The sequence below is a fragment of the Chitinophaga sp. W2I13 genome (assembly GCF_050434005.1).
GTDB lineage: Bacteria > Bacteroidota > Bacteroidia > Chitinophagales > Chitinophagaceae > Chitinophaga.
Genome location: NZ_JBNPWD010000001.1, coordinates 1,235,707 through 1,251,165 on the forward strand (window position 1 = coordinate 1,235,707; position 15,459 = coordinate 1,251,165).

7 protein-coding genes are annotated in these 15,459 nt (G+C 47.9%); 2 read left to right on the forward strand and 5 right to left on the reverse strand.

Going from position 1 to position 15,459, the window contains the following annotated elements; translation table 11 throughout:
• Nucleotides 1-24: 24 nt before the first annotated feature.
• The gene (locus QFZ48_RS05025) at nucleotides 25-5,478 is read left to right on the forward strand and encodes an Ig-like domain-containing protein (RefSeq protein WP_429061371.1); all 5,454 of its coding nucleotides are present in this window, start codon (nucleotides 25-27) and stop codon (nucleotides 5,476-5,478) included.
• A 124-nt stretch (nucleotides 5,479-5,602) separates the two neighbouring features.
• On the opposite strand, the gene QFZ48_RS05030 is transcribed toward QFZ48_RS05025, so the two are convergent.
• From QFZ48_RS05030 to QFZ48_RS05050, 5 genes are all read right to left on the reverse strand, one after another.
• On the reverse strand, nucleotides 5,603-6,832 hold the full coding sequence (locus QFZ48_RS05030) for a DUF4998 domain-containing protein (protein ID WP_429045280.1): 1,230 nt from the start codon (nucleotides 6,830-6,832) through the stop codon (nucleotides 5,603-5,605).
• Nucleotides 6,833-6,895: 63 nt separating this feature from the next.
• Entirely contained in the window at nucleotides 6,896-8,149 is a 1,254-nt protein-coding gene (locus QFZ48_RS05035) for a DUF4959 domain-containing protein (protein ID WP_370909625.1), read from the reverse strand.
• 51 nt (nucleotides 8,150-8,200) lie between these two features.
• On the reverse strand, nucleotides 8,201-10,111 hold the full coding sequence (locus tag QFZ48_RS05040) for a RagB/SusD family nutrient uptake outer membrane protein (RefSeq protein WP_429045278.1): 1,911 nt from the start codon (nucleotides 10,109-10,111) through the stop codon (nucleotides 8,201-8,203).
• A gap of 19 nt (nucleotides 10,112-10,130) precedes the next feature.
• Nucleotides 10,131-13,355 carry a SusC/RagA family TonB-linked outer membrane protein gene (locus tag QFZ48_RS05045; RefSeq protein ID WP_429061373.1) on the reverse strand — a complete coding sequence of 1,075 codons (3,225 nt, stop codon included), beginning with the start codon at nucleotides 13,353-13,355 and terminating at the stop codon, nucleotides 10,131-10,133.
• Nucleotides 13,356-13,798: 443 nt separating this feature from the next.
• On the reverse strand, nucleotides 13,799-14,815 hold the full coding sequence (locus QFZ48_RS05050) for a GntR family transcriptional regulator (RefSeq protein WP_429045273.1): 1,017 nt from the start codon (nucleotides 14,813-14,815) through the stop codon (nucleotides 13,799-13,801).
• Nucleotides 14,816-14,989: 174 nt separating this feature from the next.
• Here QFZ48_RS05050 and QFZ48_RS05055 point away from each other — a divergent pair, with 174 nt between their 5' ends.
• Nucleotides 14,990-15,436 (forward strand): hypothetical protein, encoded by a 447-nt coding sequence (locus QFZ48_RS05055; RefSeq protein WP_429045272.1) that lies wholly within the window; start codon nucleotides 14,990-14,992, stop codon nucleotides 15,434-15,436.
• Nucleotides 15,437-15,459: the final 23 nt, after the last annotated feature.

Below are 15,459 nucleotides of genomic sequence, written 5' to 3' on the forward strand. Positions count from 1 at the left end.
AGCCTAATAAATTCCACTATGAACATGAGAGCGATTTACACTTTACTACTAACAATTTTTTATCTGACTGCTTCGCAGGAAGTACATGCGCAAGCGTACACCTGGAACCAGGTCCGGATAGGCGGGTCCGGTTCGTTACCCTCTTTTGTGGCGCACCCTATGGTACCCGATCTTTATTTCATCACCACCGATGTAGGCACTCCTTACCGATGGAATAAGAACCTGCAGAAATGGGAGCATTTAATGCTGTTCAAAAAAATACCAGTCAACTACTGGAACTGGGAAGTTAACCAGCGTTGCGGCAGCATTGGTGTAGATCCCAGTGATGCCACCGGCAACATTCTTTATGCTACCGTGGAAAACGGCGCCGGTTCGGCGCCGGGCAAAGGGTCGAGCTCAATGGGTACTATCATGAAGAGTACCGACAGGGGCGACTCCTGGACTGACCTGCAGGTTCTTATTGTTGTACACCCTAACAGCACGCAGACTTACGGGGATCGTATACAGGTGGATCCCTCCAATAGCAATACGGTATGGGTTGTTACCGACCAGAATGGCGCCCTGAAAACGGACAATGCCGGCGCCAGCTGGTCGCAGGTAAGCGCCATCACCACGCCTGGCAACTGTTCCTTTATTCTTTTCGACAAAAGCGCCGGCACCGTTTCCATAAACGGGCAGAATGTCAGCAAGCGCATTTACATCGGCCGGCCTACAGGCGTTTGGGCATCAGATGACGGCGGTGTTTCTTTTACGCTGATGACAAACAGCCCACTGTACCCTCTCCGGGCCGTGATTCACGGCGATGGCACCCTGTACGTTTCTGCCGGAACCGAGAATCAAAAAAAAGGCGTCTACAAGTATAAGAGTGGCAGCTGGCAGGACGTGTCTCCTGTAACTTTAGATCCAGATCCGGTTAATAGCGACAGATACTTCTCTAAAGTAGCAGTAAACCCTGCCAATTCAAATGATATTGTTGTAAGCACCCGCGGCAGCTGGCAAAAAGATCCTTATTATATTTCAAGGCAGGGCGGCGCCCCGGGCTCCTATACCCAGGGAAAGATCACTCGCGATAATTCGGAAGCGCCGCATTCGGCGAACGACGGGTTATATTATAATTCACCCGGGCATAATGCTGCTGCTTTTACCTGGGATCCTTTTTACCCGAACCGGATATGGCTCAACGATATGCTGGACGTGCTTTCCACAGATAATATCTTTGACCCGATTTCCAACTGGAAGATCCGCGTAGTGGGCCTGGAAGAAATTGTGGTAACAGGCCCTATGGCAGCTCCTCCGAGCGGCAAGAACCTGTTGCTCACCGCTACTGCAGATGTGGGAGGCGCCCATCACCGTTCCCTTACAGAACCATTGAACCAGGGCGCTGTTTCCGGCACCGCTCTGCATTACGGCATCGGCTCAGCGTTTAACATGCAGGGAGTAACTTTCCAGTATACCGACCCTAATTTTGTTGTCCGCGTAGGCTGCGACGGCCCTGCGGCTAATAAGATTGAAGCATCACGCGCGGGTTACTCCACCGATGGTGGTGATACCTACACCCTTTTTGGGAAATCGCCCGGTTTGCGTGGGCGTGTAGCCGTATCCGCTAATCGGAGAAATATCCTCTGGCTCACCCAAATAGATGTTAATGATGCTCCCGGTAACGTTTACTGGTCGGAAGACCTGGGCACTACCTGGACCAAATCCACCGGTACTTCTTCGGGCATCTTACCCGCTGGTCCGCAGTTCAACCTGTATCCCGGGCAAAACCATCTCGTAGCGGATAAGGTAAACGGCGATTATTTCTATATCTGGGACCGCGGTTCTTTTTATGTAAGCACCAATGGCGGAAAATCATTCCAGAAAACAACTGCCACTGGTCTTACTGCAAACGCCGGCAACAACACCAATGGCTCTTCTTATGCCACTACCTCCAACATTGAAGCAACGCCGGGAAAAACAGGGGATGTATGGATCGCATTTTATGATGACGCCTATCCTCAATACGCCGCCCTTTACCATACCTCAGACACTGGTAAAACATTCAGTAAGGTAGGTGGCGAAAATTTCAAGCCCAAATGGATAGCTGCCGCCATGTCGGACACCACGGCCAATGCGCACCTGGCTTTGTACGCCACCGCCCAGATCCTTCCCATCAATGGCATTACCTACGGCGCCTTCCGCTCAGATGATACCGGCCGTACCTGGACCACCATCTTAGACCGGGTACCAGGCGTGGTGCAGAATATTACGGCAGACAATAAAGGAAGAATGTTTCTTGCCATCAGCGGGAATGGCATCTTCTTCGGTTCCCCGGTAGCCGGTCCTGTTCAGTCGGTAGAAATAGTCAATCCCGCATCAGACACTATTGTAAGAGGATTCTCCGTGAAACTGGGTGCAAAGCTCACGCCCACCTATCCCACCAATCCTGCCATTACCTGGAGCTCCTCGGATACCGCCATCGCTAAAGTAGATCAGGTCGGGAAGGTGAGCGGCATTAATGCAGGTACCGCCACTATTACCGTTACATCGGTCGATGGAGGGAAAACGGATACAAGACAGATTGTCGTCGTTCCTCCCACTATATCCACCGGTATTACGATAGACAGTGTGACGTATGGTACTATGAATACGCCCAAGCAGCTTATCGCTACTCTTGTGCCCTCAAATACCACTAATAAAACGCTGAACTGGTCCGTGGCAGATAGCACCATTGCAAAAGTGGATGCCAACGGCGTGGTTACCGGCTTAAAGCTGGGCACTACTACCCTCACCATTTCCACAGCGGACGGAGGTGCTACTAAAACCGTACAGCTGGTCGTGAACACCATTGTAACAGCCATCAATGCAGGTACAACGGCCACCACGGGAAGCCCGGCAACGCCACTTCAGAATACGGCAGTCGGTCAATACATACCTGAAGGGCCCACCGGAACCGATAAACTATGGCATGCAGGATATACCTGGAGTGGTCGCAATACCGCAACGATGGACCTGAGCCAGGTAACATCGCCTGCTCCCCGTCCCGTATATGAGTATATGCGCATCGGCAAATATTCGTCGAGCCAGCTGCGTTACTTTTTCCGCGACCTGATTCCCAATGCCAACTATTCGGTGCGCCTCCATTTTGTTGAGCCCAGCGATGCTGACAAGGCTAACCGGGTGTTTAATGTGAAGACCAGCGGCGACAGTCTCATCAACTTCAACATTTACCAGGCTGCAGGCAATAAGCTGAATACCGTGATCACACGCACGCTTCAGGCAAAAGCTGACAACGCTGGTGTAATAACGGTGATGTTCATTCCTAAAACGGGTACCAACGACCCTTACAGTGCTTCTATATCCGCCCTTGAGGTATCTATCATCCCGCTCCAGGGAATCAGCATCAATTCAGACAGCAGTAATCTCTATGTAAGCTATAAAGACACGCTGAAGCTGACCACTACACCGGCAAATGCCACCAACCGGAACCTGGTCTACAAATCTTCCAACGACGCTATCGCTACAGTAGATCTGAACGGTGTGGTAACAGGAAAAGGCGCCGGCACGGTTACTATCACCGCTACCTCTGCGGAAAGTAAATTTACGGCTGCAAAAACCTATACTGTTATCTACATACCTGTTACATCCTTAACGCTGGATAGCACTTCGGCCAACGTATTTGTAGGATCAACTTTACAACTGAACGCCAGCATCAGCCCGGCCAAAGCCAGCAATAAAGGAGTAGTGTGGACATCCTCAGATACCACCGTGGCTAAAGTTAGTACCAATGGCACCATCAGCGGTATCAAACAAGGCGATGCAATCATCACCGCCACCTCGGCAGATAACCCGGCTATTAAAGCACAGGCCAATATTCATGTAGCCAATGTACTGGCCACCGGTCTTACATTACAACCGGCCACCGCTACTATCGGGGAAAGGGATACACTGCGCGTGAAAGTTAATTTCGTGCCGGCTAATACCTCCATTAAAAAAGTAAGCTGGAGCAGTTCTAATACAAGCTTTGCTACAGTTGACAGTACAGGCCTTATCACCGCCATTAAACAAGGTACCGTTACCATTACCGTCAATACACAAGATGGCTCAGGGGCTTCAGCAGTTTTGCCGGTAACCGTGGTGCCGTTTGATTCCTGTGGAGGAATACCCAATTATGGTTTTGAAAGCGGTGTTATTAACTGGATAGCTTATAAAGAGTCTGTCGCTACAGTGGGCGCCGTGTACGCCGTTAGTGGTAAAGGCCATTCGGGCGACAAAGCCGCTACGCTGGGTTCCACTACAGCAAGCACCGCTTTGAACATAAAAGATTCCATACCTGTGAGAGGCGGCAGCGTCATCGTACTTAGTCAATGGGTTAAAGTAGAAAAAGATGCTACGGGTTATCCCTGGTGGTCAGGATATGGTGTTGGGTTTGTAAATAACCAGGGCGCTGCTACCGGTACCGCTTACCAAAAACAAATAGATAATGTGAACGCATACCGCGAGAACTGGGCTCAGATAAGAGATACCATTAACGTGCCTGATAGTGCCACAGGGCTTACTTATTGGGTTTCCAAGGTTGGATTCGGTACGGTATGGGTGGATGACTATTGTATAGAAGTTTTAAAAACAAATCAATCGGCTGTTTATGGCATAAACGCGGGTACTACGAACACGCCTCCCGGCCCGTATGCAAACACTACCTTTGCGCAATATGTTCCCGAAGGACCTACCGGAACCGATAAACTATGGCATGCAGGTTATACCTGGATACAAAGAGTGAGTTCTCCCGTAGATGTTTCATATGTAACCGATCCCGCTCCTCCGCAGGTATACGAGTATATACGTGTGTTCAAAAGCAATGTTTCCCAGATGCGTTATTACCTGCGTGGCCTCACCCCTAACACGGTGTATGCTATCCGGATGCACTTCGTTGAGGCACAGGACGCAGAGAAAAATAAGCGGATATTCAGCATCAGAGCCTCCAATGGACTGGACAGTCTTACAGACTTTAATATATACCAGGCCGCAGGCAACAGGTTGAATACCGCCGTAATAAAAACCATCAGGGCAACAGCCAACAGCGCAGGTTTGATAACGGTGATGTTTTACCCTAAAACAGGATTGTATGATCCTTACAGTGGTTCAATTGCCGGTATCGAAGTACGGAACTTAACAGCGGCAGATTCACTGCAAAGTGTAAATCAAAAACAAAGCATGGTCGCAGTGGCTGGCAATAAATTAAGCAGCGGTGCTAAACTGGATTTTACAACGGATGTATATCCGAATCCTTCCGGCGGCGTGTTTAATGTAAAAATGACTTCTTCCTCGAAAGCGCCGACGCTACTCAGGATCGTTAATAACTCCGGCACCATCATTTATTCTACAAAAATAAATGCCGGCGTGAATTACCAGGTTGGTGAAAACCTGCAACCAGGTATTTATTATATAAATATTAGTCAGGGTACACAAAGCAAAACGATGAAGGTGGTGAAACAATAATTTTGTTTTTTCTTTTAAAAAGGAGAACGCCTGTTAACAGGCGTTCTCCTTTTTTTATTCCTTTGCTCACCGGTTCAAGATTAACCGATATTCCATCTGCCGCTTTCTTATAAAAGATAATTGTTTACTGTTTGCTGTACATCGTGATTTCACTCATGTTTATTGAATTGGAATTATTCACCGTATGCAACACTCTTATGCGGATGTAACGTGCCGGCGGGGCCTGTGGGATGAAATTAAATTTCATCGCTTCATTTCCGTCGTCTCCTCTTATGGCAGTGGTTAATAATGTCCACCCTTTACTGCTCATTTCAGCAGCCCATCCCGGATCCGTGCTTTTCAGCGACGTGGCTGCATTGGAAATATCCGCAATACCCCATACTTCAAACTCGGAAGGATTATTACAACAGTTCCTGCCTGTTTCCTCGATCTGACCCAGGTTGTATAATTTGCCCATGTCAAAAGTGAGGGTACGTGGCAGTGGGTCGTTGGAACCATTATCGTCGCTATGGAAAATGTTGGGATATCCCTGCGGACCTACGCTGCCATCCCATAATTTGCTGACGCGGGTGTCCGACTGGTAGATGCCCATATCATTTGGCAGGTCGTGTTCCTGGAACAGGCTTTTATCGCAGGCCACCAGTCTGTAGATATCTGGGAAGGTATCGTAGCTGTTGGTATAAAAAGTATCCAGTGCGCTTTTTGAAGGAATGTAGGACGATTGGTAAGTGACTGCCTGACCGGCTTTGTAGCCGGGTAAATTAACAGAATCCTGGTCGCCGGCAATGGAGGCTACAGCAGCCACACCGGCGGCATTGGTATACCTGATACTGGTGCTGATATTAATAGTATCAGGTATGGAGAAGAACAACGTTACGGAGCCGTCGTCACGAACCTTATAAGGCGTAGTCGCATCCGGGAGACGGTTGTGTAATGAGCTTTTATAAATATTGCCGTATACATGCGCATTATCAATTTCCGTTACAATAGACCGGTTACCGGCGGCATCATAGGAATACAGGAAAAACGTATAGGCGTATTCGTTTAACCCGGTGATAAGGCAACGTACCGTATCTGAAGGATTATGCGAAGTGGCATTGATGGTTACGGAATCCTGCCGGTTGTTCCAGAACAACACATACTTGCTGATGCTGGGATCGGGACTGGGCTTCCATCCTATGGCCAGGCGGCCGTTGCCGGGAAACAGCGTAATCCCTGATACGGTACCGGGGTACTGCACCTCTGTATTGCCGAGGAAGTCGCGGAAGTCTGTTGCCTTCCGTGTACAGGCTATGAAGAAGAATAAACCGCAAAATGGTAAGAGGAGTTTTGCAGTTATGGGATACTTTCTCATCTCTTTATATTTTTAATAAAATAACTTTAAACAATACCGGTAGAGGGGATCAGGTAAGATACGCTACCTGTTATCGCCCCAAATACTGAGTTCCATGATGTGAAAGAATTCATTACTATGCGCTGCATTGGTAACACATTCAAACCGCATATACCTTACTTTGGGCAGGTTCAGCGAAAAGTTATATCCAAAGCCGGCATTCCAGAAAGCCAGATCGGCATTGTTATACGCCGGTGATACCAGTCCGGATGGTTGTGCAGGCAAATGATAAACGCCCATATTAATCCATCCGCCGGGCGTTGCCTGTCCCAATGCAGGAAGATTGGTGGTATCCGGTAGTATTTCATCCACCGGTTCATCTGCCCGGCCCCACATCACCCAGGTATCCGGATTGCCGTATCCCCAGAGATAATTACCATCATCCAGGCCCCTGCCCCAGAGTGTAAACCGGCTCAGTTTAGCTACCTGTCCCATGTCGAATGTTACCCATTTAGGTAATGGCGCCGTGGTAGGATAGGTAGAGTGATAGCCGGGCCGGCCGAGGTTATTATCCCACATGTAACGCAGTTCCCATCCAAAGCTCGATCCATCATCGGAATTGAGCTTGTAAACGTTGAACTTCGATTTATCCATGATTGTTTCGTAGATGGGCTTGATAGTGGCATACACCGTGTCGGAGATATTCCCGAATTCATCTGCCAGATATATTCCAAACTTCCTGGGGATGGTATCATATCCCCTGATGCTGTAATTGATATTTTCCAGGTTGGTGTAGTTCTGGTTTTTGATCTCCATCTTCTTTGTGGTGGCATCTTCCGTGATGGTCACCACCCCGATATTATCTTTAGCAGTGTTGGTAACACTGATGTTGATGCCGCCAAAATCTGCACGCATAACCACGGTGGGCAGCGCCTGAAGATATGTGGGGGTGCCGGGATGCACCGTTACTTTTACAGGATCAGATTTCACATCCGCACGGGTAACGGTGTACAGCGTTACCGTATAATCCTGGCTTTTTGCAAAACCGCCTACTGCGATGGTATCGGAATAAAAGGAAGACTTGGTTTGCCTACTTTTGGTATCGTTGATCATGTATTCTGCCTGCACGTAGAGTACATTTTTTGAGTCGGGTAAGGTGTAGGTGATATAAGCGCCACCGTTTTTATTGATCACCCTGATATTAGAAACCGGCTGTGGTTTTGTTTTATCATCCGAAATTACATCGTTGTATCCATCATTCTTCTTACACGAATACTGGATCATCAGTAATGTAACCACCGGTATCAGCACGCGGAATATTTTATATATAGCATCCATATAAAAAATTAAAAACTGGTTTGAAATGATTTCGTTTACGCATGCCTGTTATCACCAATAAGGTGTTTGTACCAGGTTGGGATTGGTGAGCATGTCGTAGTCCTGGATAGGAAACAGGTAATCCCTTAGCCCGAATACCGGCTGGTATACGTTGGTGAGCTGGTAGAATCCCTGCGTGGTACGTTGTTTCGCGTTCCAACCCTGGAAAGGACCGTTGAGTACTGCCTGCAGTTCTTTCCATCTTCTCAGGTCCCATCCTGCCTGTCCTTCAAAGGCCAGTTCTATTCTTCTTTCCTGGTGGATGATCGCTCTTAATCCTTCTTTAGAACCGTATTTGGTGGGATTACGGGAGAAGTTGGACCATGCCTGCACCACTCCCGGCAAGCCGGCTCTTTCCCTTACCTTGTCGATATAGCTGTATACTTCTGCACCCGGACCATTGGCTTCGTTCAGGCATTCTGCGTACAACAGCCACAGGGCCGGTAAACGCATGAATGGCCAGGAGTAATTGGTTTGCACGGATGTTTGTCCGAAGGCAGTTTGCCATGGCACCAGTTTCTTTGGCCAATAGCCGGTAGCGTTATAACGGGTAGGGGTATACGCAGCAAATCCATTTACCGCATTTACATAGTTGGCGTTGTTATCGTCTGTGTTGGCAGAGCCAAACCAGATGCTGCCGTCGAAGGCTACGTCGGCATAGTACCGGGCTTCGCGGTAAAAGTTACCGCGGGCAGTGGTGTAGCCTTTGCGGATATAATACCGGTGCGCATCATCGCCGGTTTGCACTTTGTAACGGTTGGCATAATCCCAGGTACGGTCTTCATTGATAGGTACGCCGTTTTGTGTATAAAACAATTCCGACTGCGCCATTGGAACGGAGAAATTGGAATATACGGCAAAACCGTTGGAAGCTGCATCAGCAGTTACTCTTGGGGAAGCCATATACTGCCAGCCGAATTGCGGGTTGAGGGTCCATATTTGTTCTGTATTCCACGGATCGGTGAGTGCACCCTGCAAGGTTACCAGTTGTTTGGTAGTGTCGGACATATGCACGATACCTCCGCTGGCCCTGAACTGGTAGATGGCGGCACCCGTAGCTACAGCGGCATCAATAGCTACTTTGCAGGCGGTGGCTGCGCGTTGCCATTTAGTGGCATCATACGCCACCGGGAAAAGGTTTTGCCCTTCTTTTCCTTTGATGGATGCGTAATCAGGATTCCCGTTAAACAACGGGCTTGCCTGTGTAGCCAGCACTTCTGCCTTTACTGCTTTGGCAATTACGGCCGTAATACGGCCTGCTTCTGCACCGGCATTCTGTATTACATCCGGCAGGTTGGGAATGGCCTGGTCCAGCAGGCTTACTACATAACCAAAGCAGGAGTCAACGGATTGTTGCTTCAACCTGGTTTCATCTGTAGGCGTATTCACGGGCAAGGCTACATCCGAAATAGGAATGGGGCCATACATCCTGATGAGCCAGTAGTGATAGTACGCCTTCAGGAATTTTGCTTCTGCCACCCACCTGTTGCGCTGGTATTCCGGAAGGTCCAGCGGCTGATCTACGTTATCGAGAAAGGTGTTACACATGCGGATCGACTGCCACAGGTTCAACCCCATATTATAACCATCCCAGTAATTTAATAATGGATTGGGGCTGTTCTGCAAACCGCGCATTACGTTAAAGCCGTTGTCTCCGCCTGCACCACCGAGTGTGTTCTTATCCAGCAGGTCAATCGGGAAGATCACTTCGCCGGAGCTGGTGAAACCCGCGTTACGCCTCACATCCGCCAGGCCCTGCATGTTGGAATAACAACCAAACAGGTAAGCCTGTGTTTCATTTGCGTTGGCAAATGAACTGTTCAGCGTAGCGACATTGTCCGGTGTTACATCTAAGTATTTCTTACAGGATACTGATAAGATGACCGGCAATACTACCAACAATGTTCTTTTAAAAAATCTCATTGTTTTATATTTTTTATACTTAGAAATTAAGATTTACACCCAGGTTGAATACTTTCTGGATGGGGTATGCGAAGCCGTTGCCAGCCTGCTCCGGATCCCACAGTTTGAATTTGCTGAAGGTGAGCAGGTTCAGACCACTGAAGTATACCCGGAAGTTGGTTAACCGTAATGGTGCGATCCATCTTTTCGGTAATGAATAACCCATTTCAACAGACTTTAACCTTACGAAACTTCCATCGCGCAACCACCAGGTGCTGCTTTGTTCGTTGTTGGCAATATGCGAGGTGGATAACCGCGGCCAGAGGGCGTACAGGTTCTGGTTTTCCTCGGACCAGTGATTGTCGGCGTATACCTGCAGCAATTGCGCGTTATCTGCAAATGGTGCGGTCGCTTTCGGATCAATAAAGAATGATTCCCTTGCCAGTCCCTGGAAAAATGCGCTCACATCGAAACTCTTATACCCGAAGGAAAAACCAAAGCCATAAATAATCTGTGGCGTGGTAGGCAAACCGATGGGCACCTGGTCGTCCTGGTTAATTACGCCATCCCCGTTAATGTCTCTATACTTGATGTCGCCGCCTTTAGGGAACTCGCTGCCAAAGTTTTGTACAGGAGAATTAGCGGCTTCTTTATCATCTACAAAAAGCCGTTCTGCCACATATCCGAACTGCTGGTTAACGGGGTTGCCGGTGGAAAAGCGGTATGCATATTTATACTCCGGTTCTTCGTAATAGCGGACTTTATTGTCTGTTACCGTGAGATTGCCCATAACAGACAACCACATATCTTTTGAAAAATTCTGTTTGTAATCGAGATGAAGATCGAACCCTTTTGAATCTACTTTACCCAGGTTTGCCTGGAGATTGTTGGAGGCGGAACCTTCAATACCAGCGGTAACGGGGATATATCCACGTTTGATCAGGATATTGTACCGGTTCTCGTTATATACTTCTGCGGTTACATTGAGTTTGTTGGCGATCGTCATTTCCACAGCGAGGTTACCTTTTTTGGAGGTTTCCCAGGTTACGTCCGGATTGGGGTAAGCCTGTATGGTAGTACCTTTAAGTGTGAAGCTATTGTTGGTACCGAAGGTAGCGCCCGGACCATTCGCGTCATCAGGCGTTACGCTGGAGAGATAGAAGAAACGTTGGCTGCCAATATTATCATTTCCTACCAGGCCGTAACTTCCGCGGATTTTCAGGCGGGAAACAATTTTGGCGATGCCGCCTTCCCAGAAAGATTCATTGGATACCACCCAGGCGCCGCCGATGGTGGGAAAGAAGCCCCAGCGATGTTGCGGTGCAAATCTTTCTGATCCATTGTAACCAAAGTTAAATTCAACAAAGTACTTTTTATCGAATGAATAGGTAGCTCTTCCTGAAAAACCGAGGTTCCTGTAAGGTAGTGATCCTAACAAACTACCGGCGTTACCGTAAAGTGTTTGCTGGCGGGTACCTATCACGGTACCGCTCAGGTTACTTTTTCCAAAGTCGCGGTTATAATCCACTGCGCCCTGTAAATAGATGTAGCTATAGATATTTTTAGCCCCTTCTGAATAACCGAGGAATTCCTGTGCTTGTCCGGGTGAACTGTTCAGCCAGTTGAGCACATAAGTATTAGCATCGGGGTCATAGCTTCCCACTCCATAATAGAACGGTTTATAGGAGCGGCTCAGGTCAAAATAGGAATAGCGGTTGGTGCTGAAAATACCTCTGAAGGTAAGTCCTTCTGTGATGAAGTTGAAGTCCTGGTTCAGCTCAAACTGTGCCGACATCCTGGATTCCGAAAAGTTTTTATACCCGTACATCAGGCTGGCATAGGGATTATTCAGCAGGGAGCCATCGTTGCCATAGGCGCTGCCGAATAAGATATGATTGGTGTTCGCATTTGCCGCATCCGGTTCGTAATAGGCAGGGAATGCCACCGGGCTGGTGTGCAGCGCCCTGGAATACAGGTCGGTGGCTAACCCGGAGGCATCGCCGGTGATAGGTCCCGTATAGTCGTTGAAGTTACCCCAGAGGCGTACCACTGCTTCGGTTGTTTTGGTAATCTTTACGTTTACATTGGAGCGCAGCTGGTAGTTTTCGAACTTCATGCCGGAGTTGAAGTTGTTCACGGGATTTACCTGTAAGATACCATTGTCGCGGGCATAGGATCCGGCGATATAATATTTGGTTACATCTGATCCGCCTTGTACGCTGAAGTTGGCGCGCTTGGTGGTCGTTTGATCTTTGAACAATGTTTTCATCCAGTCGACCGCCGGGTATACATACGGATTGCTCCCTGGCGCTTTATCGATAGTAGCTTTGGTAGCGAGTATGGCGTTGGGCGTGAAGTATGGCGTAGCCAATGGGTTCCTGGTAGTTACTGCTTCATTGTATTGATTCATGAAAGTAATCGGATCTGCCAGTTTCAGGTTTTGCGTGGGTGTTGAAATGGCATCTTCCAGGCGTACGCTTACCCTGGCTTTACCTGGTTTGCCTTCCTTGGTAGTAACGAGGATTACGCCGTTGGCGCCCCTGGCGCCGTACAGGGCTGCAGCGCTGGCATCTTTCAGGATAGAAAAGCTGGCGATGTCATCTACCTGTAAACGGGCCAGGTCGTTGGCGCTCAGTTCCACGTTATCAACGAGGATGAGCGGGCTGGCGCTGTATCCCAGGGTAGTAACCCCGCGGATAAAGAACTGGGAGTTATCTGCTCCCGGCTGACCGCCGCGCTGGAAGGCGATTACGCCGGCCATCTGGCCGGCCAGGGCGTTGGTTAAGTTACTGGTGGGGATTTTCAGGTCCTCCGGGTTGACGCTGGTGACCGAGCCAACCACGGCTTCCTTTCTTTGCTTGCGGCCGAAGGCAGTTACCACTACTTCATCTACCGAGGCGATCACACTTTTTAACCGGATGTGATAATCTTTTTGTGTGGCGCTTACCACAAACCGGTGTTCGATAAAGCCTACGAAGGTTACCTGGATGGTGGCGCCGACGGGTACGTCGAGGATAAATTTACCATTCCGGTCGGTGGCGGTTCCACTGGAACTTTTGCCGTTTACCGAGATGGTGGCGCCTTCCAGGGATCTGCCGGTGGTGTCGGACACCGATCCGGTAATCGTTACCCGGGCCGGTGTTTGCGCGTGAGCGCTGCCTGCCAGTATCAATAACAGCAGGATCAAAAGGTAGCGGGGAGCGGATAATGCCGTTGGCAAAACGGCAGTAAATCTCTTCTTGTAGCAAGTAAATTTCCTGAACATATTAAGAGCAATTATTGGAAGTATAAAAAACATAACGTGTATAAAATGCATAGCGATGCTTCCGGATATCCTGCAGGACAAACGGCCATCATAGTTATACGTGGCATTCAGTAACTAATGTAAAGGGAGAAAAAAAGTTTATTTCATAACGTTTACTTCATTCATTCCGTCATAACCTGGAAACCTGTAATTCTATCGTAATTAATGATTGATGTTGGTATCTCGCGAAATAGAAATGTGATTCTGTACTATCCTATACTATACTATAGCAAATATATATTTTTTTCATAACCGCCAAAAGAAATGGGCAATTATTTTTTGCAGTGCCGCAAAAAAGGCACAGGAGGGTTAAACCGCAATCAGGTTAGGATAAAACAATATCATAAGAAGCGTAAAGGATACGTTTAACACGTATCCTCTCGCTTAAAAACTTTATAAATAGATTATAACGATTTTCTCCTGATAAGTACAGTGGGGATTATTTCCCGGATCTTTTCGCGGGTTAAAACAAAGGCAGCAGCCTTTTCAGCCATGAGTTTGAAGTCGGTGGTATAAGTGGTAATGCCGTCGAAAATCAGTTCTTTTACAATATCATCGTTGTGCGAGAGGATGCCAATATCTTTACCGGGCTTGAGTTTCATTTGTTTGCAATCCTTGAGCATGGTCCACAGCTCGGCATTGTTGATAGTGAAATAGACCTTCCCTTTTTCGAGGGTGCCTGGCAGGTATTCCGGTTTTATTTCGCTTTTGATATTAAAATCTTTTACAAACTTCTTAAATGCCTGCAGGATCTCTATGGGGGTATCGGCTACGGGCCGGTGATAATACACCATGCCTTTATATTGCTTGATCACTCCTGCCAGGGCAGAAAAGGCTTTGTAGGACGACTGCTTAAACTCCTGCGCCACATAGGAGTAGTCACCGGGAATAGGCTCGTAGCGGTCTATCATCAGGAACTTATCCATCGGCAATGCGCCGAGGATACCGGCGGTTTTATTGTGCGGGATAGGCGCCACCACGTACATCCCATACTTGCCTTTTATACTGTTAACGATACTTTGCAGTACTTCTATATTATTATGATGGAAGAAAATATCGATATGCACATCTTTGCCTAAACCAGCGCGAAAGGTTTTATAGAACATTTCCTGGAAGGCATCGAAGGCAAACAATACCAGGGCAATGCGCAGGTGCTGTTTGATATTCACATTGGCCACGAAAAAACCAACCCGGTTCCTCGGCTCTACAATTCCCCTGCTTACCAGCTCCTTATAGGCTTTCGCAATTGTTTCCCGGGCGAAACCAAACTCATTGATCAGTTCATTCACAGAAGGCAGCATATCCCCCTGTGCCAGTCCTTTATTTTGGATAGCATTTAAAATACCATTCACCAATTGTTCATGCTTGGATAATCCGCTCACTGCCTCCATTTCATAAACCTGTTCAAATACGTGGTTCATACCGGGTTAATTAAATTGTCACTGTTGAATATGTATTTCCGGAAAGCAATGCTGCTGTCCTATCCTATACCAACAAAAATAGCATTCCCTTTTTATATCTCCTGAAGAAAAAATCCGTTAAAAGCCGGGCTTTATATTCCCCTCGATTTGTTATATTCGGTCAATTTCAACAAGATGGCAAAAAAACACAGTTTTGGCCCTGAAATTATAGAAGGCCATATCGACGAAAATATGCTTACCGCCAAAGTGAAGCTGGCGGCTATTCCCGAACCTGTTTCCCTGATGATAGACCCGGAAACGGTTAGTACGGAGCCGGACGACTTTAGCGCCCTGGTGGAAGCAACAAAGAAACTGGTGGCCTACCTGGATGGTGGGAAGTTCGGGGAAATTGTTGACGCCGTTGCAAGGGAAATCAACGAAAGTGCCTATGGGCAGCAGGATGTACCGCCTTCGGCTGATGAGTTAACCGCCCTTATTAATGATCTCGCCTTAACAGGCATTGAAGTATTTCCGGAAGGTTTCATGCTAAATTTCATCGCTGAAAAGATCTTTCCGGGATCGGAGATCAAAGTACAGCTGGAAGAGGATTTCTCTATTGACGACGTATCCATTTATGACTAAATAAAAAATGCAGATATGCAGTT

Excerpts from the sequence above, each read along its gene's own strand:
- QFZ48_RS05025 (WP_429061371.1), top strand. The coding sequence starts at position 25 with ATGAGAGCGATTTACACTTTACTACTAACAATTTTTTATCTGACTGCT.
- QFZ48_RS05030 (WP_429045280.1), bottom strand. The coding sequence starts at position 6,832 with ATGAGAAAGTATCCCATAACTGCAAAACTCCTCTTACCATTTTGCGGT.
- QFZ48_RS05035 (WP_370909625.1), bottom strand. The coding sequence starts at position 8,149 with ATGGATGCTATATATAAAATATTCCGCGTGCTGATACCGGTGGTTACA.
- QFZ48_RS05040 (WP_429045278.1), bottom strand. The coding sequence starts at position 10,111 with ATGAGATTTTTTAAAAGAACATTGTTGGTAGTATTGCCGGTCATCTTA.
- QFZ48_RS05045 (WP_429061373.1), bottom strand. The coding sequence starts at position 13,355 with ATGTTCAGGAAATTTACTTGCTACAAGAAGAGATTTACTGCCGTTTTG.
- QFZ48_RS05050 (WP_429045273.1), bottom strand. The coding sequence starts at position 14,815 with ATGAACCACGTATTTGAACAGGTTTATGAAATGGAGGCAGTGAGCGGA.
- QFZ48_RS05055 (WP_429045272.1), top strand. The coding sequence starts at position 14,990 with ATGGCAAAAAAACACAGTTTTGGCCCTGAAATTATAGAAGGCCATATC.